Below are 21,356 nucleotides of genomic sequence, written 5' to 3' on the forward strand. Positions count from 1 at the left end.
GACGCCCTCACGACAGGCTGGTCACAACAGGCGGATCAGGGACGAGATCTTCGCCCGGTGGAGATTGCTGATCACGTTCTTCGTGTCCGGCTTGTTGCGATACGCGTACGAGCCGGACTCGAAGCCCAGATACGCGTACCCGCCGAAGTCGGTGATCCCCTCGGACATGCTCGGCGCCCGGAAGCAGGTCAGCTTCGCCTTGTCGAGATCACGCTGGCCACGGCGTACGACGTACAGGTTGCTCAGATTCTCGTTGCCGGCCGAGGTGCTGTAGATGAAGTGCCGCTTCGTCACCAACAGGCCCTGGGTCTTGGTCGGGATCTCCCACGCACCCTTCATCGTGGTGAGCGTGCCGTTGCTCTTGATCTTGTACCGGTACATCTTGCCGCGGCCCTTGGCGTTGAACCGGCCCGCGAACAGCGAGTCCCCGTAGCTGGTCAGGAACGAGGCCCAGTAGACCTTGCGTTCGGAGCCGGTCGCCTTCAGGTACGGCGTACCGGACTGCTTCATCTTCTTGGCCAGCGTGGACAGCTTGTATTTGCGGATCCCGTGCTTGCTGCCCTGCACGAAGGCCCAGCCGTAGGCGGTGGTGATCCCGCCCGCATGCGTCGGCGCGATCGAGACATCGCCGACGACCTTGTTGGTGGCGGGGTCGATGCCGACGATGAGGGACCGCTTGCCCGGGTGGTACATCGCCACCAGCAGCAGGTTCTTCGAGCCGGACCAGTTCCACCAGGTGCCGACGCCCTGCGGGATGTAGGACCCCAGCTTGGGCAGCGCGGCACTCTTCCGGAACCTCTCGTTGTACTTCTTCGATGCCGACGGCGGGTCGTAGAACAGCTTGCCGCCGGTCTTGGGGTCACACTTGATCTTCCGCGTCGCCGACACTGCGTCGTTCGCGGTGGTGGTTGCGCCCTGGGCGGGTACCGTACCCGCGACCGCGAGAGTGACCGCGGTTCCAGTGGCCAGGACGCCGGCCGGACCGGGCGCGATGGCGCCCCATCGGCGTGGTGTTATGCGCGACATAGCTTCCTCTCAGTCGAGATTTCGCTGTCGTTGCCACGCTAACGCGGGCAACCGGAGCAGCCCGGAACGGGGGGGGGTGGAGCGCGAAACTTTTCGTTGTTTTCCAAGGGTTAAGACCCCTGGAGGCCGACGGGAGGTGGTGTGCGAGAGTCCTGTCATGATGCTGACCAACTGGGCGGGAAACATCAGCTTCGCGAGTGCGCTGCAGCGGCCGCGGTCGATCGCCGATCTGCAGGACCTCGTCGGCCGGTCGGAGAAGGTGCGGGTGCTCGGGACCGGGCACTCGTTCAACCGGATCGCGGACAGCGCCGGCACCTTGGTCAGCGTCGCCGACCTGCCCTCGGTGATCGAGATCGGCGAGCGTGGCGTCACGGTCTCGGCCGGGCTGCGGTACGGCGAGATCACGGCCGCGCTGCAGGCTCAGGGGCTGGCGTTGCACAACCTCGGCTCGCTGCCGCACATCTCGGTGGCTGGCGCGTGCTCGACCGGGACACACGGTTCCGGCGACGCCAACGGACCGCTCGCGGACGCGGTCAACGCGATCACGTTCGTGGACGCGTCCGGTGAGCTCGTCACGTTGACCCGGGACGACGAGGACTTCGCCGGGTCGGTCATCTCACTCGGTGCGCTCGGCGTGACCGTCAGCCTGACGCTCGACGTACAACCGACGTACCAGATCAGCCAGGTCGTGTACGACGGGCTGCCGGTGGAGCGACTCGGGACGGACTTCGCCGAGGTGATGGGCAGCGCGTACAGCGTGAGCGCGTTCACCGACTGGGTGGACCCGGACGTGATGGTGTGGCGCAAGCGGCGAGAGCTGGGTGCACCTTCGGCCGAGTGGCTGGGGGCGCGGCTCGCGGACGGGCCGCGGCACCCGATCAAGGTGATGCCGGCCGACTACGCGACCCAGCAGGGCGGGGTCGCGGGGCCGTGGAACGAGCGGCTGCCGCACTTCCGGCTCGAGTTCACGCCGAGCAACGGGGACGAACTGCAGTCGGAGTACTTCGTACCGCGCGAACGGGCCGCCGAGGCGTTCGACGTACTGCGGGCCTTGGGCAACCAGTTCGCGCCGGTGATCCAGGTGTCGGAGGTCCGGACGATCGCCGCCGACGACTTGTGGCTGAGCCCGAGCCAGGGCCGGGACACCGTCGCCCTGCACTTCACCTGGATCCAGGACGAGACAGTGGTCCGTCCCGTGGTCGCCGCCCTGGAGGACGCGCTCGCGCCGCTCGACGCGCGACCCCACTGGGGCAAGGTCTTCGAAGCCGACGCCACCACCCTCGCCGAACGCTACCCACGCGTCCCGGACTTCATCACGCTCGCGTCCAAGTACGACCCCACAGGCAAGTTCCGCAACCCGTACCTGGACCAGTACCTGCCTCTCAGCGCGCAGGGGTAGGAGAGAGCAAAGAGAAATCTGACGGCAACCGAGCTGGTCTTCGGGGGCAACAGGCGCACGCCACAGTGACGGGGTGTTTCGGATCGTTGACGCTCCGTCCCGAGAGGTGTGCCATGTCTGATTCTGAACCGCCTGTGCGACGTGGTGGCGTGCGGCCCTTGCTGGTCCGTCTGCACTTCTATGCGGGGATCCTGGTCGGCCCGTTCCTCCTCCTGACGGCGCTGACCGGGTTCCTCTACGCGTTGGCCCCGCAGATCGAGAACGCGCTCTACCGGGACACGATCTTCGTCGAGAGCTCGGGTACGACGGTGCCGGTCGGCGACCAGGTGGCGGCCGCCCGGGAGCGGCAACCGGACGGCACACTACTCGCCGTACGCCCGGCGGCCGGGCCGGGAGACACGACTCGGGTGCTGTTCGACGCACCCGGGCTGGGTGAGTCGGAACGCCTTGCTGTGTTCGTGAATCCGGGCAACGCACAGGTCACCGGCGAACTGGTTGCCTATGGCTCCAGTGGTGCGTTGCCGTTCCGTACCTGGCTGTCCCATCTGCACGCGAACCTGCACCTCGGCGACGCTGGGCGGAACTACAGCGAGCTGGCCGCGTCGTGGTTGTGGCTCATCGCCCTGGCGGGACTCGTGTTGTGGTTCACCGGACGCCGGAACGGATCTCGCTGGCGGGTGGAGCGATCCGGCAGCGCGCGCCGCCGTACGTTGTCGTGGCATGGAGTTCTCGGGACGTGGGTGATTTTCGGAATGCTCTTCCTGTCGGCGACCGGCCTCACGTGGTCGCGATTCGCAGGCGCGAACGTGACGGAGCTGAAGGCGTCGCTGGACTGGAAGACGCCGACGGTCAGTACAGCGCTGACCGACGCCGACCATGTCGGTCACGAGGGGCACGCGTTCCCCGGCGGCGAGGTCGATCCGGCCGTCGACGAGTGGACGCAGGCGTTGCAGTCCGCCCGCTCGGCCCAGCTGGACGGGCCGGTGGAGATGGTGGCACCGAAGAAGTCCGGTACGTCGTTCGTGGTCAGCGAGATCGGGAAGGCCTGGCCGACACAGGCCGACTCGGTCGCGGTCGACCCCATGTCGGGGAAGGTCGTGGACGTCGTCCGGTTCGACGACTATCCGATCGGGGCGAAGCTGTCGCGGTGGGGGATCGACGCGCACATGGGCATGCTCTTCGGCCTGGTCAACCAGATCCTGCTGCTGATCGTCGCCGGCACCGTCGTCGCGTCGGTGGTCTGGGGCTACCGGATGTGGTGGCTGCGGCGTCCGACCCGAGGCCACGCACTGCGGTTGGGCCGGCCGGCTCGGCGTGGCGCGTGGCGGGAGATCCCGGTGCTCGCGGTGGTCGTGCTGCTCGCGCTCGCGGTGGGGATCGGGTTGTTCCTGCCACTGTTCGGGATCAGCCTGGCCGCGTTCGTGGTGATCGATCTGATCATCGGGCTCTACCGCTGGCGGAAGTCCGGCACCACCGAGCAGTCGCCTGGGGAACCGGTGCAGGAGGCTGCGGCCGAGGCGGACGAGCTACTCGTGTGACATCGGCTCGAGGGTCATGGTGACGGTCCAGAGGAGGTTGCGGAGGAGGCGGCGGTCCTCGGCGGTGAGCTGGGCGAGGGCGCGGCGGCCGGCGCGGTCGTAGATCTCCTGGACGGTGTGGGCGAGCTCGACGCCGCGGTCGGTCAGCTCGATGCCCACCTGGCGGGCGTCGGTCGTGCTCTTCACCCGGCGGACCAGCCCGGCGGCCTCCATCCGCTGCGTGGTTTTGGTTGCCGTCGGCACCTCGACGTCAAGAACCTTCGCGAGACGGGCCACCGGCAACGACCCGTGGTGCAGAAGCTTGGCCAGCACCAGCTCCTGCCCGGTGTGCAGCACGGTCCCGGCCAGCTCCTCCGCGATCGCCTTCCGCGTCGTACGCTCCGCGAACCGCAACGCGATCAGTACGTCGGCCTCGTCGGCCGGCGCATCCGGTGACCACTCTCCGGCATTGTGCGTCGTACTCACGTGTGACTCCGGGGCAGGAACGGGTTCCGGCTGGTGTAGTCGCCGATGTAGTCGGTGGGGATGGCCGGTTCGCCGCGGCTGAGCTGGCTGGCGGAGCGGGGGAGTTCGTCGCGGACCTTCTGATGGTGCGCCTGCGACTCTTCCGGCGTGGTCCGGCCGACGATCTTGCCCGCCTCGACGAGCGGCTTCAGCAGCACCCGGTCGTCGCCGTCGTCGACCGGCTGCTCACCGACACCGATCAGCTCGACCTCGGCGACCCCGGCCGCGGTACGCCGTCGGAGCGCCCACTTCCGGCCGCCGATCGAGATCTTGTCCGGGCTCTTCTTCGCCACCGGCACCAGCTCACCGCTCGCGTCCTCCCGGGCGACCAGCTTGTACACGAACCCGCAGGTCGGGTACCCGGACCCGGTGACCAGCGACGTACCGACGCCGTACCCGTCGACCGGCGCCGGCGCCAGCGCGGCGATCTGGTACTCGTCCAGGTCGCTCGTCACGATGATCCGGGTCTTCGTCGCGCCCAGCGAGTCCAGCTGCTCGCGGACCTGCCCGGCCAGCGACGGCAGGTCGCCCGAGTCCAGCCGGACCGCGCCCAGCTCGGGGCCGGTCAGCTCGATCGCGGTCCGCACCGCGTTCGCGACGTCGTAGGTGTCGACGAGCAGCGTCGTACCCTTGCCGAGCGCGTCGACCTGCGACCGGAACGCGTCCTCCTCGCGGTCGTGCAGCAGCGTGAACGCGTGCGCCGCCGTCCCCGTGCTCGGGATGCCGAACCGGCGGGCCGCCTCCAGGTTCGAGGTGGCGCTGAACCCCGAGATGTACGCCGCCAGCGCCGCGCCGACCGCCGCCTCCTCGTGGGTCCGGCGCGAGCCCATCTCGATACAGGGCCGCCCACCGGCCCACCAGGTCATCCGCGACGCCGCCGAGGCGACCGCGGAGTCGTGGTTCAGGATCGACAAGAAAACGGTTTCCAGCAGCACCGCCTCGGCGAACGACGACTCCACCACCAGCACCGGCGAGCCGGGGAAGAAGATCTCTCCGTCGGCGTATCCGGAGATGTCGCCGGAGAACCGGTACTCCGCCAGCCAGTCCCGGGTAGCCTGGTCGACGACGCCGCGATCGGCCAGGAAGGCGATCGTCTGCTCGTCGAACCGGAACCGCTCGAGCGCGTCCAGCAGGCGGTTGACGCCCGCGACCACGCCGTACCGGCGGCCGTCCGGCAGCCGGCGGGCGAACAGCTCGAACACCGAGCGGCGCTGCGCCGTGCCGTCGGCCAGCGCGGCCTGCAGCATGGTCAGCTCGTAATGGTCGGTCAGGAGTGCCGTCGAGTGGGTCACAGGTGCAGCCTATTGCGAGAGCGGAACCGATGATGGAGAGAATGGACAGGTGACCACCGCACCAAGCGAACTCGAGAGCCCCGAGGTCGACGAGGCGATCGAGTTGAGCCCGCCCTGGGTGACCGTCGTCTGGAACGACCCGGTCAACCTGATGGACTACGTCACCTTCGTCTTCCAGACCTACTTCGGCTACTCCAAGCAGAAGGCGGAGAAGCTGATGCTGCAGGTGCACCAGGAGGGCAAGTCGGCGGTCTCGAACGGCAACCGGGAAGCGATGGAACGCGACGTGGAAGCGATGCACACCTACGGCCTGTGGGCCACCTGCGAGAAGTCGTGACGCGCTTCCGCAGGCGCCGCAAGACCGTGGTCGTCAGTTTCGCCGAGCACGAGGCGGACATCCTCGCGAACCTGCTCCGCAACCTGGTCGAGCTGCTGTACGACGGTCTGCCGCCGCGCGCCACCGAGTCCAGCGACCCGCTCGCGGCACTGCTGGACTCCGACGGGCCGACGTCGCCGCCCGAGGACATCGTGCTGCAGCGGCTGCTGCCGGACGCGTACAAGCAGGACGACATGGCGTCGGCCGAGTTCCGCCGGTTCACCGAGCGCGGGCTGCGCGAGGGCAAGGTCACCGACGCCAAGCGGGTGCTGTCCGCGCTCGAGGAGTCCGGCGCCGACGAGATCGCACTGGAGCCCGAGGAGCAGCTGTCCTGGCTCCGCGCCCTGAACGACCTCCGCCTCGCCATCGGCACCCGCCTCGACATCAAGGACGAGGACGACTACTCCACCTGGGAAAAACTCCCCGACGACGACCCCCGCCGCCTCACCTACGACCTCTACGACTGGCTCGGCTACCTCCAATCCGCCCTCCTCCACAACATGCGCTAACCCCACCCCCACCGCCGCAACAGGACACCGCCTCCGGCGGCGGCAGACCATTGGCGCCTCCGGCGCGGGCGAGGGTGGTGGGGCGCTGAGGTGGTTGGCGGGGTGGGTGTGGTGCGGCGGAAGGACACCGCCTCGGTCGGGCGGGCGGATGTGGTTCCGGGCCGCCGAGCTTGGGTGAGATCTCGTGACTGACCGCTGGTCTTCTGGAGGGCTGTGAGCTGATCGTGGGTGGGGCGGACGTGCACCACTCAGCAACAGTTGGTGCTGGCGGGTTCGTACGCTGACTCTGGCTGGGCTTGGGGTCGTCCGGGGGACTTGGTGAGTGCTGGAGGTCCGCTGATCCGCTGACACTAGGGTTGGGCGTATGGAGACGCGGCGGCTCGGGCGGACCGGGCGGGATGTGGGTGTGGTGGGGCTCGGGGCTTGGCAGCTTGGGGCTGACTGGGGGGCGGTGGATGAGGGGGACGCGGTTGCGGTGTTGCGGGCTGCGGTTGACGGTGGTGTGACGTTTATCGATACCGCGGATGTTTACGGGGACGGGCGTAGCGAGCGGATTGTTGGGCGGGTGCTCGCTTCGGTTGACGGGCTGACGGTGGCGACCAAGATGGGACGTCGGGTCGAGCAGGTGCCGGAGAACTACTCGCTGGCGAACTTCCGCGCCTGGAACGACCGGTCCCGGCAGAACCTCGGGGTCGACACGATCGATCTGGTGCAGTTGCACTGCCCGCCGACGCCGGTGTACTCGGACGACGAGGTGTTCGACGCGCTCGACACCCTCGTCGACGAGGGGCGGATCGCGGCGTACGGCGTCAGTGTCGAGACCTGCGCCGAGGCGCTGACCGCGATCGCGCGGCCGAACGTGGCGTCGGTGCAGATCATCCTGAACGCGCTGCGCCTGAAGCCGCTCGACGAGGTACTGCCCGCGGCGCAGGCCGCCGGTGTCGGCATCATCGCCCGTGTCCCGCTCGCCAGCGGTCTGCTCTCGGGCAAGTACGACGAACACACCACGTTCGCCGACGACGACCACCGCACGTACAACCGGCACGGCGAGGCCTTCGACGTCGGCGAGACCTTCTCCGGCGTCGACTTCGGCACCGGCCTGGAAGCCGTCCGCCGCCTCATGCCCTGGCTCCCCGCTGGCACCGCGATGGCCCAGTTCGCCCTCCGCTGGATCCTCGACCAGCCCGGCGTCACGGTCGTCATCCCCGGCGCCCGCAACCCCCAACAGGTAGCCGGCAACATCTCCGCCGCCACCCTCCCCCCACTCACCCCCGACCAACTCACCGCCGTCCAGGAGACGTACGACGCCCTGATCCGCCCCCAGATCCACGACCGCTGGTAGGTCAGCCGCGTACGACGCTCACAGTCGTCGACACGATGCCGGTGACGATGCCGACGACTGCTCCCGCACTGGCCAGACACTTCGCCGGGTTGACCCAGAGCCCGCGGTTCAGCTCACGCCATCTGCGTGGGACGAACGCGAGCTTGAGCTTCTGGAACTTGTGCTGACGAACCTGGTTGCACCCGAGCATGATCCCCGACGAGTTGTTCCGGCACGGCCCCTGCCGTCCCTCGGCGCCACACCACACGGGTACCTGGAACAGGAAATAGGCCGTCACCAGCGCCCAGCCGGCGATCAGCACCGCGGGCCCGAGGCTCCACGACCAGATCGCTGTCAGCATGACGGCCAGCAGGCCCCAACCCCAGTACTTCCGCAGTCCCCTCATGTTCGCTCAGTATCACCAGTTGACTACTCTCCGAAACCATCCACTATCTGGACGCAGAGTGCGGTCGGCCGGATGCAGCGCTTCGGCCAACTACCGTAGAGGCGTGCTGGTGATCGAGAAGGCGACGTACGAGGCGATCGTTGCGCATGCCCGGAAGGATCATCCGGATGAGGCGTGTGGCGTGGTGATCGGGCCGGAGGGGTCGGATCGGGCCGAGCGGTTCGTGCCGATGCTGAACGGTGCCATGTCGCCGACGTACTACGAGTTCGTCGAGGACGACTGGAAGAAGCTGTACGACGAGATGTGGGACCGGGACGAGGAGGCGGTGGTGATCTACCACTCGCACACCGCGACCGAGGCCTATCCGTCGCGGACCGACATCGACCGCGCGAAGTACCCGACCTCGCACTACGTGCTGGTCTCCACCCGCGACGGCGCGCACTCCCAGACGTACGACGGGCCGGTCGAGTTCCGGTCGTACCGGATCGTCGACGGCAAGGTCACGGAAGAAGAAGTACGCGTGGTTGGTTCTTATGAGGAAAGAGAAGGAGAAGACTGAGATGGCGATCGAGCTGCGCGTGCCGACGATCCTGCGCACCTACACCGGTGGCGCGAAGGCGGTCAACGGCGACGGCGCGACCCTGGCCGAGTTCATCGACAACGTGAACGGGACCCATGCGGGTCTGAAGGAGCGCATCGTCGAGGGCGAGCCGGAGGAGTTGCGCCGGTTCGTGAACGTGTACGTGAACGACGAGGACGTCCGGTTCACCGGCGGCCTGAAGACCGAGGTCAAGGACGGCGACATCGTCGTAGTGCTCCCGGCCGTCGCGGGCGGCTGAGTCCCGATGCGCTTCGACAGCCTGCTCGACTCGGTCGGCGGTACGCCGCTGGTCGGGCTGCCGCGGTTGTCGCCGTCGGCCGACGTGCGGCTGTGGGCGAAGCTCGAGGACCACAATCCGACCGGCTCGATCAAGGACCGGGCCGCGCTGCGGATGCTGCTGGATGCCGAGAAGGACGGCCGGCTGCGCCCGGGCAACACGATCCTCGAGCCGACGTCGGGCAACACCGGGATCTCGCTGGCGATGGCGGCCAAGCTCCGCGGCTATCGGATGGTCTGCGTGATGCCGGAGAACACCTCCGAGGAGCGCCGCCAGATTCTGCGGATGTGGGGGGTCGAGATCATCTCCTCCCCGGCCGCGGGCGGCTCCAACGAGGCGGTCCGGGTCGCGAAGCAGGTCGCTGAGGAACACCCGGACTGGGTGATGCTGTACCAGTACGGCAACCCGTCGAACGCGCTCGCGCACTACGACGGCACCGCGCGGGAGATCCTCGAGGACCTCCCGGCGGTCACGCATTTCGTCGCCGGCCTCGGCACCACCGGCACGCTGATGGGCGCCGGCCGGTTCTTCCGCGAGCACAAGCCCGAGGTGCGGATCGTCGCCGCCGAGCCGCGGTACGGCGAACTCGTCTACGGCCTGCGCAACCTCGACGAGGGTTTCGTCCCGGAGTTGTACGACGAGACGCTGATCGACGCCCGCTTCTCGGTCGGTCCGCGTGACGCGGTCCGCCGGGTGCGCGAACTGCTCGACAACGAGGGCATCTTCGCCGGGATCTCGACCGGCGCGATCCTGCATGCGGCGCTCGGCCAGGCGGCCAAGTGTGTACGCGACGGGGAGTCGGCCGATATCGCGTTCGTGGTCGCGGACGGCGGCTGGAAGTACCTGTCCACGGGCGCCTACGAAGGCACCATCGACGAGGCCGAGGACCGCCTCGAAGGGCAGCTCTGGGCCTGAGCCTTGCCAGTCCGGCAACTTTCTGTGCACGAAGGACCTGCCGCACGCGAGGCTTGGCCGGGTGAAGAGACGTGACACCGGACCGCCGGCGACCGCGCCGGGCGAACGCGACGTACTCGTCGGCTTCCTCGACTACCTGCGTACGTCGATCGCGGCCAAGGCCGACGGTGTGCCGGAGGACGAGGTACGCGCACCCGGAGTACCTTCCGGGACCAGCCTGCTCGGACTCGTGAAGCATCTGACCGCCGTGGAGCGGTACCACTTGCTGGGGCATGAGGTGACGGACTGGGAAGCGACGTTCCGCGCGGGAGCTGACGAGACTGCGGCGGAGGTGCTCGCGGCGTACGCGCAGACAGGAGCCGAGGCGAACGCGGCGGTCGCAGGCTGGGACGACCTCACCTTACCGGGGCCGCGGCCGGGCAGGCGTACGGCGCCGTCGCGGCGGTGGACGCTCGTGCATCTGATCGAGGAGACCGCCCGGCATGCGGGGCACGCCGACATCCTGCGCGAACAGCTCGACGGCCGAACCGGACGCTGAACCAATCGGTGCAGGAGTGAGGGGAACCGGAACGGCGGGCGGAGGGCCGGTCCGGGATAGGTGGCGCCTTTGTTGCCTTAGGCACCTGCAGGGGTGATTACGTCATGGTTCCTACGGTTCTTTGAACAGGACCTTGCGGCCGAGTCGGGGGTGGACGCCGCGGCCCTTGCAGCTGTTGCACGGGCGTTGGGCGTAACTGAAGATGCTGCCGCGGTGCCGGCCGGCACCTTTGCACCGGTTGCACTTGGCGTTCGGGTGCAGCGACAGCGAGACGACGTACGCAGCGAACATCGCCATCAGCGCCAGCAGCAGGAGTCCCGTCGGTCCGATGGACGACGCGATATCGGCTGCTGTGCCGTTACCGGACTCCGTTGCCTGACTGGCCGCTTGGCCTGCGGCGGCGACGTGGTCCGGCTGCGGAGTTGGTGCGGCGGTGGTACTCATTACCACCGCTAGGTGATGCATCAGATCCATGGCATCACGAGGGGCGGTCGTACAAACATCGCTCCAGAGTGGCGCGCATCACGCGAAAAGGCAATTCCATAACGTAAAGATGTGGATAACCTCGGCGTGTCGCTCCAGCCGGTTAGGTAAGGCTGCACTTCTGATCTGCCCGCCGCCGGACCCGTATAGGATTTTCCCGTGGCAGACGCACCGGTGGGGATCTTCGACTCAGGCTTCGGGGGACTCACCGTCGCCCGCGCGGTACTCGATCAGTTGCCGCACGAACCGATCCTCTATCTGGGTGACACCGCGCGGCAGCCGTACGGGCCGAAGCCGATCGCCGAGGTCCGCGAGTACGCGCTGGAATGTCTGGACCATCTCGTCGAGGCCGGCGTGAAGATGCTGGTGATCGCGTGCAACTCCGCGAGTGCCGCGATGCTGCGGGACGCGCGCGAGCGGTACGACGTACCGGTCGTCGAGGTGATCCTGCCGGCCGCGCGGCGGGCCGTGGCGGCGACGCGGAACCAGCGCGTCGGCGTGATCTGCACGAAGGCGACCGCGCAATCGCTTGCTTACGAAGACGGATTCGCGGCCGCGCCGCAGGTGGAGCTGTTCACGCGGGCGTGCCCGAAGTTCGTGGACTTCGTGGAGTCCGGCGTGACGTCCGGACCGGAGCTCCTCGAGGCCGCCCACGAGTACCTGGACCCGCTGGTCGAGGCCGGTGTGGACACGCTGATCCTTGGGTGCACCCACTATCCGCTGCTCACCGGTGTCATCTCGTACGTGATGGGCGACAACGTGACCCTGGTCAGCAGCGCCGAGGAGTGCGCGAAGGACGTGTACGGCGTCCTCACCAAGACCGGCCTGCTGCGCCCCGACGACCTCCCGACGCCGGCGCACCGGTTCGTCACCACCGGCGACCCGGCGGAATTCGCCGCGATCGGTTCCCGCTTCCTCGGCCCGGTGCTGTCCGGCGTCGACCAGTTCGCCTGGATCCGCTGACATGTGACGTGAGTCGCATCCGGACGTTGTCCAAGGCACCGGAAGCGTCCCGGATGCCTGTGTGGTAACCGAATCGACGCCACCGGTCGTCCTGCGCGGGGGTCGACTCGCCGGTAGGGTTCCAGGTATGAAGCTCACCGTGATCGGTTGTTCCGGGTCTGTGCCCGGGCCGGACTCGGCCGCCTCGAGCTATCTGGTCACCGCCGACGGGTTCAACCTGATCCTGGACCTCGGTAGTGGCGCGCTCGGTTCGCTCCAACGGCACCTCGCCGTCCCGGAGATCGGGGCGATCGGTCTGACCCACCTGCATCCGGACCACTGCATGGATCTGTGCGGGTTGTACGTCGCGGCGCGCTACGCGCCGGGGGCGCCGATCCCGCGGATCCCCGTGTTCGGCCCGCCCGGTACGGCGGGACGGATGGCGCTGGCCTACGACCTGCCGCTCGATCCGGGGATGGAGGAGGAGCTGGAATTCCATACCTGGCAGGACGTTCAGCAGATCGGGCCGTTCACGATCCGCACCGCGCCGATGGTGCACCCGGTACCGGCGTACGCGATCCGGGTCGAGCACGGCGGCAAGTCGCTGGTCTACACCGGCGACACCGGGCCGAACGACGCGTTGATCGAGCTGGCCCGCGGCGCCGACGTACTGCTGTCCGAGGCCGCGCTGCCGGACAACGAGCCGAACAATCCGGTTGACCTGCACCTGACGCCCTCTGATGCTGGTGAGCATGCCAAGAAGGCCAATGTGAAGCGGCTCGTCATTACGCATGTCCCGCCGTGGTACGACCGCGTGACGCAGGCTGAGAACGCCCGTCGCACCTTCTCCGGACCGGTCGAGATCGCTACCCCGCATGCCGTTTTCGACATCTGACGGCGTTCGGTTGTGGACCGCAACCAGTGGCTCGGCGACGTCGGCGCCGCCGGTCGTCGTCCTGCACGGCGGTCCGGGTCTGTGGGACGACTACGCCGTCTTCGCGGAGCTGCTCGACGACCTCACCGTCGTCCACCGCTTCGATCAGCGCGGGTGCGGCCGAAGTGATCCGTCCGACGTGCAAACGATGTCCCGGCTCGCGCAGGACATCGACGAGTTGCGCGCGTACTTCGGTCATGAGCGGATCGTCGTACTCGGCCACTCCTTCGGCGCTTCGCTGGCGATGACGTACGCCGCGGCGTACGGCGAGCACGTCGCCGGTGTCGTGTACGTCGGCGGTGTCGGCATCGGCGACTGGCGTTCGCACGACGCCGCGGAACGGGCCCGCCGGATGACCCCTGAGCAGGAGGACCGGCTCGACAACCTCTCGGGCCGCCCGCGCACGCCGGCCGAGGAGATCGAGTTCCGCGTGCTGTCGTGGTTTCCCGATCATGCCGACCGGGAGCGGGCGATGGAGTGGGCGTACGAGAGCGCGTCCGTCGACCTTCCGATCAACTTCGCCGCCAACCGCGCGCTCGCCGCGGACATGAACAGCTGGACGGCGACCGAGGTGACGTCCCGGGCCGCGTCGATCCAGGCCCCGGTGACGTTCATCCACGGCGCCGGCGACCCCCGTCCTGCTTTCGCCGTCCGAGACCTCGCCGCCCACACCCCGAATCACACCTTCCATCTGATCCCGGACGCCGGCCACTCACCGTGGCGCGAGCAGCCGGAGCTCTTCCGGGAGGTGCTGCGCAGCACCCTGCGGTAGACAGATCGCAATTCTGAGATCTACTCTCAAATTAGAGTTGATCTCAGAAAGGTGTTTGTCATGCTGGATCCGCGGCGGTGGTGGGCCCTGGCGGCGATGTCGCTCAGCCTGATCGTGATCGGGCTGGATCTGACCGTGCTGAACGTCGCGTTGCCGACGCTGGCGACCGATCTGCAGGCGTCGACGAGCGAGCTGCAGTGGTTCGCGAACGCGTACACGCTGGTGCTCGCGTCGCTGCTGCTCCCGGCGGGCCTGCTGGGGGACCGGTTCGGGCCGAAGCGGCTGATGCTCGGGGCGCTGGTGGTGTTCGGGCTGGCGTCGGCGGCGTGCGCGTTCGCGGACTCGCCCGGTCAGCTGATCGCGGGTCGCGCGGCGCTCGGGATCGGGTCGGCGTTCCTGATCCCGCTGTCGATGTCGCTGCTCAACCTGCTGTTTGCCCCGGAGGAACGGCAGCGCGCGATGACGATCTGGCTGATGGCGAACTCGCTCGGCATCCCCCTCGGCCCGGTACTCGGCGGCTGGCTGCTCGACCACTACCGCTGGGGTTCGATCTTCCTGATCAATCTGCCACTAGTTGCCATCGGACTAGTTGCAGTGGCACTATTGATTCCGGCGACCAGCGGGCACCGGTCGCGGCGGATCGACGTACCGGGCATCATGCTGACGGCGGCTGGGCTGGTGTGCCTGACGTACGGGTTCATCGCGGCGGGTGAGCACGGATGGGGCTCGGCGTGGACGCTCGGCGGGATCGCGGCCGGAGTGGTCTTCCTGACCGCGTTCTGGGCGTGGGCCCGGCGTACGACGGATCCGTTGGTCGAGCTGTCCTTGTTCCGGTCGGCCGGCTTTACCTGGGGCACGGTGCTGGCGACGCTGGCTTCGTTCGCGCTGGTGGGGCTGCTGTTCGTGTTGCCGCAGCTGTTCCAGGCAGTGCAGGGTGCGGACGCGTTCCACACCGGCCTGAGGTTGCTGCCGATCATCGGCGGGATGCTGATCGGCGCGAAGGTCGCCGAGCGGCTGGTCGAGACGGCCGGGGCGCGGATCTCGGTGGTCATCGGGTTCTCGTTGATGCTCGTCGGGCTGGCGCTCGGGGCGTTCACGAAGGTCGGCGACGGCTACGGGTTCACCGCGATCTGGGTCAGCCTGGTGGGTGTCAGCATCGGCTTCACGCTGCCGCCGATGAACGGGCTCGCCCTCGCCGCACTGCCCCTCGACCGGAGCGGCTCCGGGTCCGCGCTGATCCAGGCGTCGCGCCAGGTCGGCGGCACGCTCGGCGTCGCGATCCTCGGCACGGTGCTCAACGCGGCGTACCGCAACCACCTGGACGTCGCGGGCCTTCCACCGGCAGCGGCCCACGCCGCTCGGGACGGTGCCTCGGCAGCGGTCGCGATCGGTTCGCCCGAGCTGACTCGTTCGGCCCGCGCGGCGTTCGTCGACGGCATGGACGTGACGTTGTGGGCGTGCAGCGGCCTCGCGGTGGTGTCCATCGTGCTCGCACTGGCGTTCCTGCCCCGCCGTACCCGGGCAACGGCGCCGGAGCTTGCGACAATCAAGGTATGAGCGGGTTGCGGGAGCGGAAGAAGGCGAAGACCAGGGCGGCGATCCAGGAGCACGCGCTGCGGCTCTTCCGGGACCAGGGGTACGCCGAGACCACGGTCCAGGAGATCGCCGCCGCGGCCGAGGTGTCGCCGGCGACGTTCTTCCGGTACTTCCCGACCAAGGAGGACACCGTCGTCCTCGACCGGCTCGACCCGGTGATGATCGAGATGTTCCGCGGCCAGCCGCCTGAGCTGCACCCGACCGAGGCACTCCGGGCAGCGATCCGGCAGAGCATGGACGCGCTGACCGCGGAGGAGTGGGAGCTGGAGTCCGAACGCCAGCGCCTGGTGATGAACGCCCCCGAGCTCCGGGTCCGGATGCTCGACCAGCTGTACGAGGGCATCGAACTCCTCGCGACCCTCGCCGCGGAACGCACGAGCCGCCCCACCGACGACTTCGCGGTCCGCGCCTGGGCCGGAGCGGTCGTCGGCGTCGTCCTGGCGACGTACCAAACCGCGATCGATGCCCCGCTTCCGCAGTACCTCGAGATTCTGGACCAGGCGTTCGACCAGCTCGCCGCCGGACTCCCGATGGAACCGTAGTCACGCGACTTTCTCCGCGGCTCGCTCCAGCAGGGTGTCGCCGGGTTGCAACCCGAAGGATTCGGCCGCCGAGCCGCCGCGGATCACGAGTTCGGTAAAGCCGGTGCCGGAGCTGCCGGGAACGATGCCCGGCGCGTTCCGCGGTACGGCGGTCAGATGCGGGTAGCAGGTGACGTCGACGATCGTCGTACTGCCGTCATCGTTGCGCTGGGCAACGGGTAGCGTCGCACCGGGGACGAGGTCGAGGCGCTGGTCGAGCTTGCAGTTGCCGAAGTTGTCGACCACAGCGACGACCGGCTCGTCGTCGAGCGGTTCGGGTACGGCGGTCTCGGTGGCCGGGATCGCACGGCCGTCGGCGACCCATTTCGCGAGCAACGGCAGGTACCACAGGCTTCGGAACTGCGTACCGGCGATCGTCTCGACCTCGCCCGGCGCGAACCCGGCGGCGGTGACCGCCTCGCGGATATCGGTCACGCAGACGTGGTCGATGCCGAGTTCCCGCCGTACCAGCGAGAGCACGCGGGTGTTGAAGGTGCTCGCGACCAGGTGTTTGCCGTACCGGAAGAAGCAGAACGGGACGCCGTTCAGCCAAACGCCGTCGCGCGGCGCGATGTTCAGCAGGGTGATGGTGGGGTGGCCCTCCTCGCCCAGCAGGTCCAGCGCCTGCAGGCAGTCCAGGAGGGTGAGCGCGGCGAACGACTCCGGATCGGGTCCGTCGGCGGCGACGATCGTCGGCGCCTGGCCGAACAGGGCACCGATCCGGATGCTGAGTCTGGCGCGGGCGTTACCGTCGTGACAGTCGGTGATGTACGTGATCATGTGGCACTCCAGGGTGGTTGCAGCAGCTGGGGAAACGAAAGAGGCCCCCGACATCGGGGGCCTCTCGCTGCAAGCACACGTGCCTACGCCGCTGAAGTCCTCCCGCATCGAGGGCTCAGCATTCGCATCGCGGCGTACCTGGTCACGTCCATGAGAGTAGCACCGTCAGCGCGTCTGCCCGTTGTCGAAATAGCTGACCAGGGCCGGGTTCAGCGCCGGGACGTCCTGCGGTACGCCGTTCGCGCGCAGGGACTGGGTGGCGGCGTAGCCGGCGGCGACCGCGGCGCGGGCGGCGATCGGGGAGGTGAGCGTCGCGCCGCCTTCCCGGACGAAGTTCACGAACTCGGCCACCAGGTGCGGGTCGGCGCCGCCGTGGTTCTCGTTGTCGCCGCCGATCTCGACGACCAGATCGGCGTCCTCGCGGTATCCGGAGCGGCGGCTGTTCCACACCTTCACCACGCCGCCCGGCCCGTCGCCGAAGTTCTCCAGCCGGCCGTGGGTGCCGATCACGGTGTAGTTGCGCCAGTAGTCCGGCGTGTAGTGGCACTGCTCGTAGGTGAGGAAGACCCCGTTGTCGAGCAGCAGGTTCGCCATCGACAGGTCCTCGACGTCCATCACCGGCGCCAGGCCCTTCTGCTCCAGCGGCGGCCAGTTGTCACTGGACACGAAGTCCTTGAACCGCTGGCCGGTACGGTCCATCCGGTCGGTGATCCCGCCGTACAGCGTGAGTGCGCCCATCGCGTTCACCCGGGTCGTGTAGCCGCCGGCCAGCCAGTGCATCACGTCGATGTCGTGGGCGCCCTTCTGCAGCAGCAGACCGGTGGTGCGGCTGCGGTCCGCGTGCCAGTCCTTGAAGTAGAAGTCGCCGCCGTGGCCGACGAAGTGCCGGCACCAGATGGCCTTCACGTCGCCGATCGCGCCGTCCTGGATCAGCTGGCGCATCGTCAGGACGACTGGCATGTGGCGCATGTTGTGACCGACGTACAGCCGGGCGCCGGAGTCGTACGCCGCCTGCAGGACCCGGTCGCTGCCCTCGGTGGTGATCGCCAGCGGCTTCTCCACGAACACCGAGACCCCGGCCTGGAGGAAGTCGATCGCCGGACCCTCGTGCAGGTCGTCGGGCGTGGTCAGGAACACGCCGTCGAGCTTCTGGTCCAGCAGTTCGGAGTGGTCGGCATACGCCGTGGCGTCGGGGTACAGCTCCAGCGCGAGGTCCCGCTGTCCCGCGACCGGGTCGCAGACCGCGACGACTTCCGAGCCCTCGCCGGGACGGTGCGCGTACTGCGCGATGCGGCTGCGCGCTCCGAGCCCCACCACGCCAAACCGAAGATCAGTCATACCAGGCAACTCCTGCACATAGTTGTTTGCAACAGCCTAACTCCGAGCAATTCTGGCAAGCAATCACCGATCCTCCAGTTGGAATTGGGCTGTCCGTCACCCGCCGCACATCGACGTCTCGCTCCGTGCCGTCACCATGGCGGAATGTGAGCCTCCACTACGTGGCACTGGGGGACTCGACCACAGTAGGGGTCGGGGACCCGATGAACGGCAGCAGTACGACCGACCTGTCCGGTGCCGGTGCGCGCCCGGGGGAGGGGTGGCGGGGCTGGGCCTCGCTGCTCGCCGACTCCCTGGCCAGCACCCACCGTGTGACGTTCTCCAACTTCGCGACCAGCGGCGCCACCGTGCCCGTCGTCGCGACCGAGCAACTGCCCTCTACCGGCGACGGTCCGATCGACCTCGCCTCCCTGATCGTCGGCGTCAACGACACGCTGCGGTCCACCTTCGACGCCGGCCGGATCCGGGACCACCTGCAGCTGTGCGCGGAGCAGCTGACCGCCCGCGGTGCGTTGCTGCTGACCGTCCGGTTCCACGACCACGGCCAGGTGTTCGGCCTGCCACGGTGGCTGCGGCGGCCGCTGTGGCACCGGATCGAGCAGGTCAACGTCGCGTTCGACGACCTGCACGCCAGGTTCGGCGGGATCCGGCTGGACATGGCCGACTACCCGGAGGTGTACCGGCGGGACTTCTGGAGCGTCGACCGGCTGCACCCGGCGGAGCGCGGGCATCGCAAGCTCGCCCGGGCGTTCGCGGACGAGCTGGCGGTCCGCGGGCTGCGCATCGACGTACGGCCGGAGCTGGACTGCGCGTATCGGCCGCCGAGCAAGTGGGCGGACGCGGCGTGGCTGGTCCGGGAAGGGGTTCCGTGGGTCGGCCGACGGGCGAACGATCTGCTGCCGTGGGCGGCCCGGATGGCGCTGACGCAGTCGCTCCCGGCCACCGACGGGATGCGCTTGCGTCCGAAGAAGCGAGAGGAGCTCCCGCCGGTTCTTCGGACCTGAGCAACTGCGACTAGGGTCTTGGGTATGGCTCGGATTGACGGACGTAATGCTGACCAGCTCCGACCCGTGACGGTGACCCGGAACTGGCTCGACCACGCCGAGGGCTCGGTGCTGGTCGAGTTCGGGCGCACCAGGGTGCTGTGCGCGGCGAGTGTGACCGAGGGCGTGCCGCGCTGGCGCAAGGGCTCCGGCCTCGGCTGGGTGAGCGCGGAGTACGCGATGCTCCCGCGGGCCACCAACACCCGGTCGGACCGCGAGTCGGTGAAGGGCCGGATCGGTGGCCGCACCCACGAGATCTCCCGGCTGATCGGCCGCTCGCTGCGGGCCGTGATCGACTACAAGGCCCTCGGCGAGAACACGATCCTGCTCGACTGCGACGTACTGCAGGCCGACGGCGGCACCCGGACCGCGGCGATCACCGGTGCGTACGTCGCGCTCGCGGACGCGGTGTCGTTCCTGCGGGACAAGAAGCTGCTGAAGAGTGAGCCGCTGACCGGGACGGTGTCCGCGGTGTCCGTCGGCATCATCGACTCGGTGCCGATGCTGGACCTCTGCTACGAAGAGGACGTCCGCGCCGAGACCGACATGAACCTGGTGATCACCGGCGACGGCAAGTTCATCGAGGTGCAGGGTACGGCGGAAGGCGCGCCGTTCGACCGCGCTGAGCTGGACAGCCTGCTCTCACTGGGTCTTTCGGGCTGCGCCGACCTGGCCAAGATCCAGCAGGAGGCCCTCGCGTGACGCGCGTCCTGCTTGCCTCGAACAACAAGAAGAAGCTCGAGGAGCTGCGGCGGATCCTGACGCCGATCGTGCCCGGGATCGAGGTGCTCGGGCTCGGCGACGTACCGGCGTACGACGAACCCGCCGAGACCGAGCCGACGTTCGAGGGGAACGCGCTGCTCAAGGCGCGCGCCGCGCTGGCCGCGACCGGGCTGCCGTCGATCGCCGACGACAGCGGGATCTGCGTCGACGCGCTGAACGGGATGCCCGGCGTGCTATCGGCGCGGTGGTCGGGGCCCTTGAAGGACAATCATGCGAACAACGTGCTGCTGCTCGGGCAGTTGGAGGACGTGCCGGACGAGCGTCGCGGTGCGTCGTTCGTCGCCGCGGTCGCTTTTGTCCGGCCCGACGGCCCGGACGAGATGGTGCTCGGTGAGATGCGCGGGTCGGTGATCCGGGAGCTGCGCGGCACCGGCGGGTTCGGGTACGACGTACTGTTCCAGGCCGAGGGGTACGACCGGACCACGGCCGAGTTGTCGATCGAAGAGAAGGACGCGATCAGCCACCGCGGCAAGGCGTTGCGCGAGCTGGCCCCGATCGTGGCGAAGGCGTTGGGGAGCTAGAGATGTTGTTCGCAGGATCGGACAAGGACGGCGTCGAGAGCGGGCAGATCACCGTGGCGTACCGGCGGTGGGCCGAGCCGCGGGTCGTCGAGGGGCGGATCTACCGGACGAACGCGGGCCGGATCGAGATCGACAGCATCCGCGAGGTGAACCCGGAGCTGATCGCCGACAACGACCCGGACGTGGCGCTCGCGGATCGCCAGAACGCGAAGGACGTCCGGCGCCGGCTGCGGGGCGACGACACGTTGCCGACGTTCCTGATCCGCTTCCACCTGGTCGAGGGCCCGGATCCGCGGGAGGAACTGGCCGCGCAGTCTTCTCTTTCTCCTGAGGACCTGGAGGATCTGCGGGGCCGGCTCTCGCATTTCGACCAGCTCAGCCACCACGGTCCCTGGACTCTGGAGACGCTTCGGTTGATTCAGATCTCGCCGGCGACCCGGGCCGCGGACCTGGCGGCGTCCGTCGGGCGCGAGACGGCGCCGTTCAAACTCGACGTACGCAAGCTCAAGAACCTGGGGCTCACCTACAGTCTCGAGGTCGGCTACCGCCTCACACCCCGCGGCGCAGCCTACTTGGATGCCATCGGCAACTAGATCATGCCGCCCTCGCACGAGGGTGCACGTTGATCTGGGGAGAGTCACCTGCCCGATCTGGAAAGGAACGGCTCTCCTGTCTCCTGTGTGGGTGAACTGCGGGGGCGGTGTGACAGGTTCTGGTGGGCTTGCACCTGCTATTGCCTGTTCCCAGTACCCGGAAGGTGTCGGTTCCCCCGGCGCCGGCTGACCGCGCTCACGGGTAGCCGTCGACTGGGAAGCGGCAGCTCGACAGTACGTATACGTCTACTACCCGCCACCCCGCACCGGGCGGCAGGCCGAATCGCC

Annotated in this window: 25 protein-coding genes; 18 read left to right on the top strand and 7 right to left on the bottom strand. The window is 68.4% G+C overall.

Going from position 1 to position 21,356, the window contains the following annotated elements; all coding sequences use genetic code 11:
• Nucleotides 1–21 precede the first annotated feature (21 nt).
• Complete coding sequence (locus E0H92_RS25220) at nucleotides 22–1,026, bottom strand: hypothetical protein (protein ID WP_131497914.1); 1,005 nt, start codon at nucleotides 1,024–1,026, stop codon at nucleotides 22–24.
• Nucleotides 1,027–1,183: 157 nt separating this feature from the next.
• Between E0H92_RS25220 and E0H92_RS25225 the strand changes: the two genes are divergently transcribed.
• A complete protein-coding gene (locus E0H92_RS25225) occupies nucleotides 1,184–2,425 on the top strand; it encodes a D-arabinono-1,4-lactone oxidase (RefSeq protein WP_131497915.1) in 1,242 nt (413 codons plus the stop codon).
• 113 nt (nucleotides 2,426–2,538) lie between these two features.
• A complete protein-coding gene (locus tag E0H92_RS25230) occupies nucleotides 2,539–3,963 on the top strand; it encodes a PepSY-associated TM helix domain-containing protein (RefSeq protein ID WP_131497916.1) in 1,425 nt (474 codons plus the stop codon).
• Here the strand turns inward: E0H92_RS25230 and E0H92_RS45550 are convergent.
• Together E0H92_RS45550 and E0H92_RS25240 are read right to left on the bottom strand one after the other, a co-directional pair.
• The gene (locus tag E0H92_RS45550; protein WP_131459807.1) at nucleotides 3,952–4,428 is read right to left on the bottom strand and encodes a MarR family winged helix-turn-helix transcriptional regulator; all 477 of its coding nucleotides are present in this window, start codon (nucleotides 4,426–4,428) and stop codon (nucleotides 3,952–3,954) included. The genes E0H92_RS25230 and E0H92_RS45550 overlap by 12 nt on opposite strands.
• Nucleotides 4,425–5,714 carry a nicotinate phosphoribosyltransferase gene (locus tag E0H92_RS25240; RefSeq protein WP_238173626.1) on the bottom strand — a complete coding sequence of 430 codons (1,290 nt, stop codon included), beginning with the start codon at nucleotides 5,712–5,714 and terminating at the stop codon, nucleotides 4,425–4,427. Before E0H92_RS25240 ends, E0H92_RS45550 begins: the two co-directional genes overlap by 4 nt.
• Before the next feature lie 94 nt (nucleotides 5,715–5,808).
• On the opposite strand from E0H92_RS25240, the gene clpS reads away from it, so the two are divergent.
• From clpS to E0H92_RS25255, 3 genes are all read left to right on the top strand, one after another.
• Nucleotides 5,809–6,096: an ATP-dependent Clp protease adapter ClpS gene (gene clpS / locus E0H92_RS25245; RefSeq protein WP_131459803.1), complete on the top strand. Its 288-nt coding sequence runs from the start codon at nucleotides 5,809–5,811 to the stop codon at nucleotides 6,094–6,096.
• Nucleotides 6,093–6,644 carry a DUF2017 domain-containing protein gene (locus E0H92_RS25250; protein ID WP_131459801.1) on the top strand — a complete coding sequence of 184 codons (552 nt, stop codon included), beginning with the start codon at nucleotides 6,093–6,095 and terminating at the stop codon, nucleotides 6,642–6,644. Before clpS ends, E0H92_RS25250 begins: the two co-directional genes overlap by 4 nt.
• Before the next feature lie 364 nt (nucleotides 6,645–7,008).
• Nucleotides 7,009–7,986, top strand: a complete 978-nt coding sequence (locus tag E0H92_RS25255; protein ID WP_131497918.1) for an aldo/keto reductase — start codon at nucleotides 7,009–7,011, stop codon at nucleotides 7,984–7,986.
• Between the two features lies 1 nt (nucleotide 7,987).
• Here E0H92_RS25255 and E0H92_RS25260 read toward each other — a convergent pair whose 3' ends face one another.
• Nucleotides 7,988–8,371 (bottom strand): hypothetical protein, encoded by a 384-nt coding sequence (locus tag E0H92_RS25260; RefSeq protein ID WP_131497919.1) that lies wholly within the window; start codon nucleotides 8,369–8,371, stop codon nucleotides 7,988–7,990.
• A gap of 103 nt (nucleotides 8,372–8,474) precedes the next feature.
• Between E0H92_RS25260 and E0H92_RS25265 the strand changes: the two genes are divergently transcribed.
• The 4 genes from E0H92_RS25265 (at nucleotide 8,475) to E0H92_RS25280 (ending at nucleotide 10,702) form a co-directional block, all read left to right on the top strand.
• Nucleotides 8,475–8,930, top strand: a complete 456-nt coding sequence (locus tag E0H92_RS25265) for a M67 family metallopeptidase (RefSeq protein WP_131497920.1) — start codon at nucleotides 8,475–8,477, stop codon at nucleotides 8,928–8,930.
• Nucleotide 8,931: 1 nt separating this feature from the next.
• A complete protein-coding gene (locus E0H92_RS25270; protein WP_131293525.1) occupies nucleotides 8,932–9,210 on the top strand; it encodes a MoaD/ThiS family protein in 279 nt (92 codons plus the stop codon).
• Between the two features lie 6 nt (nucleotides 9,211–9,216).
• Nucleotides 9,217–10,164 carry a PLP-dependent cysteine synthase family protein gene (locus E0H92_RS25275; protein ID WP_131497921.1) on the top strand — a complete coding sequence of 316 codons (948 nt, stop codon included), beginning with the start codon at nucleotides 9,217–9,219 and terminating at the stop codon, nucleotides 10,162–10,164.
• A 61-nt stretch (nucleotides 10,165–10,225) separates the two neighbouring features.
• A complete protein-coding gene (locus tag E0H92_RS25280) occupies nucleotides 10,226–10,702 on the top strand; it encodes a DinB family protein (protein WP_238173587.1) in 477 nt (158 codons plus the stop codon).
• A gap of 111 nt (nucleotides 10,703–10,813) precedes the next feature.
• Here the strand turns inward: E0H92_RS25280 and E0H92_RS25285 are convergent, their stop codons facing one another.
• Nucleotides 10,814–11,146 carry a hypothetical protein gene (locus E0H92_RS25285; RefSeq protein ID WP_238173588.1) on the bottom strand — a complete coding sequence of 111 codons (333 nt, stop codon included), beginning with the start codon at nucleotides 11,144–11,146 and terminating at the stop codon, nucleotides 10,814–10,816.
• A gap of 198 nt (nucleotides 11,147–11,344) precedes the next feature.
• On the opposite strand from E0H92_RS25285, the gene murI reads away from it, so the two are divergent.
• The 5 genes from murI to E0H92_RS25310 all read left to right on the top strand — a co-directional run bounded on the left by murI (nucleotide 11,345) and on the right by E0H92_RS25310 (nucleotide 15,971).
• Complete coding sequence (murI, locus tag E0H92_RS25290; RefSeq protein ID WP_131293529.1) at nucleotides 11,345–12,148, top strand: glutamate racemase; 804 nt, start codon at nucleotides 11,345–11,347, stop codon at nucleotides 12,146–12,148.
• Between the two features lie 127 nt (nucleotides 12,149–12,275).
• Nucleotides 12,276–13,022, top strand: a complete 747-nt coding sequence (locus E0H92_RS25295; RefSeq protein WP_131497923.1) for an MBL fold metallo-hydrolase — start codon at nucleotides 12,276–12,278, stop codon at nucleotides 13,020–13,022.
• The gene (locus tag E0H92_RS25300; protein WP_131497924.1) at nucleotides 13,003–13,833 is read left to right on the top strand and encodes an alpha/beta fold hydrolase; all 831 of its coding nucleotides are present in this window, start codon (nucleotides 13,003–13,005) and stop codon (nucleotides 13,831–13,833) included. The genes E0H92_RS25295 and E0H92_RS25300 overlap by 20 nt, the downstream gene beginning before the upstream one ends.
• A 60-nt stretch (nucleotides 13,834–13,893) precedes the next feature.
• Nucleotides 13,894–15,390, top strand: coding sequence for a DHA2 family efflux MFS transporter permease subunit (locus tag E0H92_RS25305; RefSeq protein WP_131497925.1), 1,497 nt, complete (start codon nucleotides 13,894–13,896; stop codon nucleotides 15,388–15,390).
• Complete coding sequence (locus E0H92_RS25310) at nucleotides 15,387–15,971, top strand: acyl-CoA-like ligand-binding transcription factor (RefSeq protein ID WP_131497926.1); 585 nt, start codon at nucleotides 15,387–15,389, stop codon at nucleotides 15,969–15,971. Before E0H92_RS25305 ends, E0H92_RS25310 begins: the two co-directional genes overlap by 4 nt.
• Here E0H92_RS25310 and E0H92_RS25315 read toward each other — a convergent pair whose 3' ends face one another.
• Both E0H92_RS25315 and E0H92_RS25320 read right to left on the bottom strand, forming a co-directional pair.
• Nucleotides 15,972–16,790, bottom strand: coding sequence for an SAM hydroxide adenosyltransferase (locus E0H92_RS25315; RefSeq protein ID WP_131497927.1), 819 nt, complete (start codon nucleotides 16,788–16,790; stop codon nucleotides 15,972–15,974).
• 165 nt (nucleotides 16,791–16,955) lie between these two features.
• The gene (locus tag E0H92_RS25320; protein WP_131497928.1) at nucleotides 16,956–18,128 is read right to left on the bottom strand and encodes a Gfo/Idh/MocA family protein; all 1,173 of its coding nucleotides are present in this window, start codon (nucleotides 18,126–18,128) and stop codon (nucleotides 16,956–16,958) included.
• 146 nt (nucleotides 18,129–18,274) lie between these two features.
• Here E0H92_RS25320 and E0H92_RS25325 point away from each other — a divergent pair, with 146 nt between their 5' ends.
• From E0H92_RS25325 to E0H92_RS25340, 4 genes are read left to right on the top strand one after another with little or no spacing between them, the layout of a single operon-like run.
• Nucleotides 18,275–19,132, top strand: a complete 858-nt coding sequence (locus E0H92_RS25325) for an SGNH/GDSL hydrolase family protein (RefSeq protein WP_131459781.1) — start codon at nucleotides 18,275–18,277, stop codon at nucleotides 19,130–19,132.
• Between the two features lie 24 nt (nucleotides 19,133–19,156).
• Nucleotides 19,157–19,873: a ribonuclease PH gene (rph, locus tag E0H92_RS25330; RefSeq protein ID WP_131459780.1), complete on the top strand. Its 717-nt coding sequence runs from the start codon at nucleotides 19,157–19,159 to the stop codon at nucleotides 19,871–19,873.
• Nucleotides 19,870–20,475, top strand: a complete 606-nt coding sequence (gene rdgB / locus E0H92_RS25335; RefSeq protein ID WP_131459779.1) for an RdgB/HAM1 family non-canonical purine NTP pyrophosphatase — start codon at nucleotides 19,870–19,872, stop codon at nucleotides 20,473–20,475. Before rph ends, rdgB begins: the two co-directional genes overlap by 4 nt.
• A 2-nt stretch (nucleotides 20,476–20,477) precedes the next feature.
• Nucleotides 20,478–21,068: a hypothetical protein gene (locus E0H92_RS25340; RefSeq protein WP_131497929.1), complete on the top strand. Its 591-nt coding sequence runs from the start codon at nucleotides 20,478–20,480 to the stop codon at nucleotides 21,066–21,068.
• Nucleotides 21,069–21,356 lie beyond the last annotated feature (288 nt).

Origin of the sequence: Kribbella speibonae (genome assembly GCF_004331375.1) — a bacterium.
Lineage (GTDB): Bacteria > Actinomycetota > Actinomycetes > Propionibacteriales > Kribbellaceae > Kribbella > Kribbella sindirgiensis.

What these genes read in the sequence shown, in the direction of transcription:
- E0H92_RS25285 (WP_238173588.1), bottom strand. Translation starts at nt 11,146, where the DNA reads ATGAGTACCACCGCCGCACCAACTCCGCAGCCGGACCACGTCGCCGCC.
- E0H92_RS25270 (WP_131293525.1), top strand. Translation starts at nt 8,932, where the DNA reads ATGGCGATCGAGCTGCGCGTGCCGACGATCCTGCGCACCTACACCGGT.
- E0H92_RS25260 (WP_131497919.1), bottom strand. Translation starts at nt 8,371, where the DNA reads ATGAGGGGACTGCGGAAGTACTGGGGTTGGGGCCTGCTGGCCGTCATG.
- E0H92_RS25255 (WP_131497918.1), top strand. Translation starts at nt 7,009, where the DNA reads ATGGAGACGCGGCGGCTCGGGCGGACCGGGCGGGATGTGGGTGTGGTG.
- E0H92_RS25240 (WP_238173626.1), bottom strand. Translation starts at nt 5,714, where the DNA reads ATGCTGCAGGCCGCGCTGGCCGACGGCACGGCGCAGCGCCGCTCGGTG.
- E0H92_RS25340 (WP_131497929.1), top strand. Translation starts at nt 20,478, where the DNA reads ATGTTGTTCGCAGGATCGGACAAGGACGGCGTCGAGAGCGGGCAGATC.
- E0H92_RS25315 (WP_131497927.1), bottom strand. Translation starts at nt 16,790, where the DNA reads ATGATCACGTACATCACCGACTGTCACGACGGTAACGCCCGCGCCAGA.
- E0H92_RS25225 (WP_131497915.1), top strand. Translation starts at nt 1,184, where the DNA reads ATGATGCTGACCAACTGGGCGGGAAACATCAGCTTCGCGAGTGCGCTG.
- E0H92_RS25310 (WP_131497926.1), top strand. Translation starts at nt 15,387, where the DNA reads ATGAGCGGGTTGCGGGAGCGGAAGAAGGCGAAGACCAGGGCGGCGATC.
- rph (WP_131459780.1), top strand. Translation starts at nt 19,157, where the DNA reads ATGGCTCGGATTGACGGACGTAATGCTGACCAGCTCCGACCCGTGACG.
- E0H92_RS25320 (WP_131497928.1), bottom strand. Translation starts at nt 18,128, where the DNA reads ATGACTGATCTTCGGTTTGGCGTGGTGGGGCTCGGAGCGCGCAGCCGC.
- E0H92_RS25305 (WP_131497925.1), top strand. Translation starts at nt 13,894, where the DNA reads ATGCTGGATCCGCGGCGGTGGTGGGCCCTGGCGGCGATGTCGCTCAGC.
- E0H92_RS25230 (WP_131497916.1), top strand. Translation starts at nt 2,539, where the DNA reads ATGTCTGATTCTGAACCGCCTGTGCGACGTGGTGGCGTGCGGCCCTTG.
- E0H92_RS25275 (WP_131497921.1), top strand. Translation starts at nt 9,217, where the DNA reads ATGCGCTTCGACAGCCTGCTCGACTCGGTCGGCGGTACGCCGCTGGTC.
- E0H92_RS25220 (WP_131497914.1), bottom strand. Translation starts at nt 1,026, where the DNA reads ATGTCGCGCATAACACCACGCCGATGGGGCGCCATCGCGCCCGGTCCG.
- E0H92_RS25295 (WP_131497923.1), top strand. Translation starts at nt 12,276, where the DNA reads ATGAAGCTCACCGTGATCGGTTGTTCCGGGTCTGTGCCCGGGCCGGAC.
- E0H92_RS25300 (WP_131497924.1), top strand. Translation starts at nt 13,003, where the DNA reads ATGCCGTTTTCGACATCTGACGGCGTTCGGTTGTGGACCGCAACCAGT.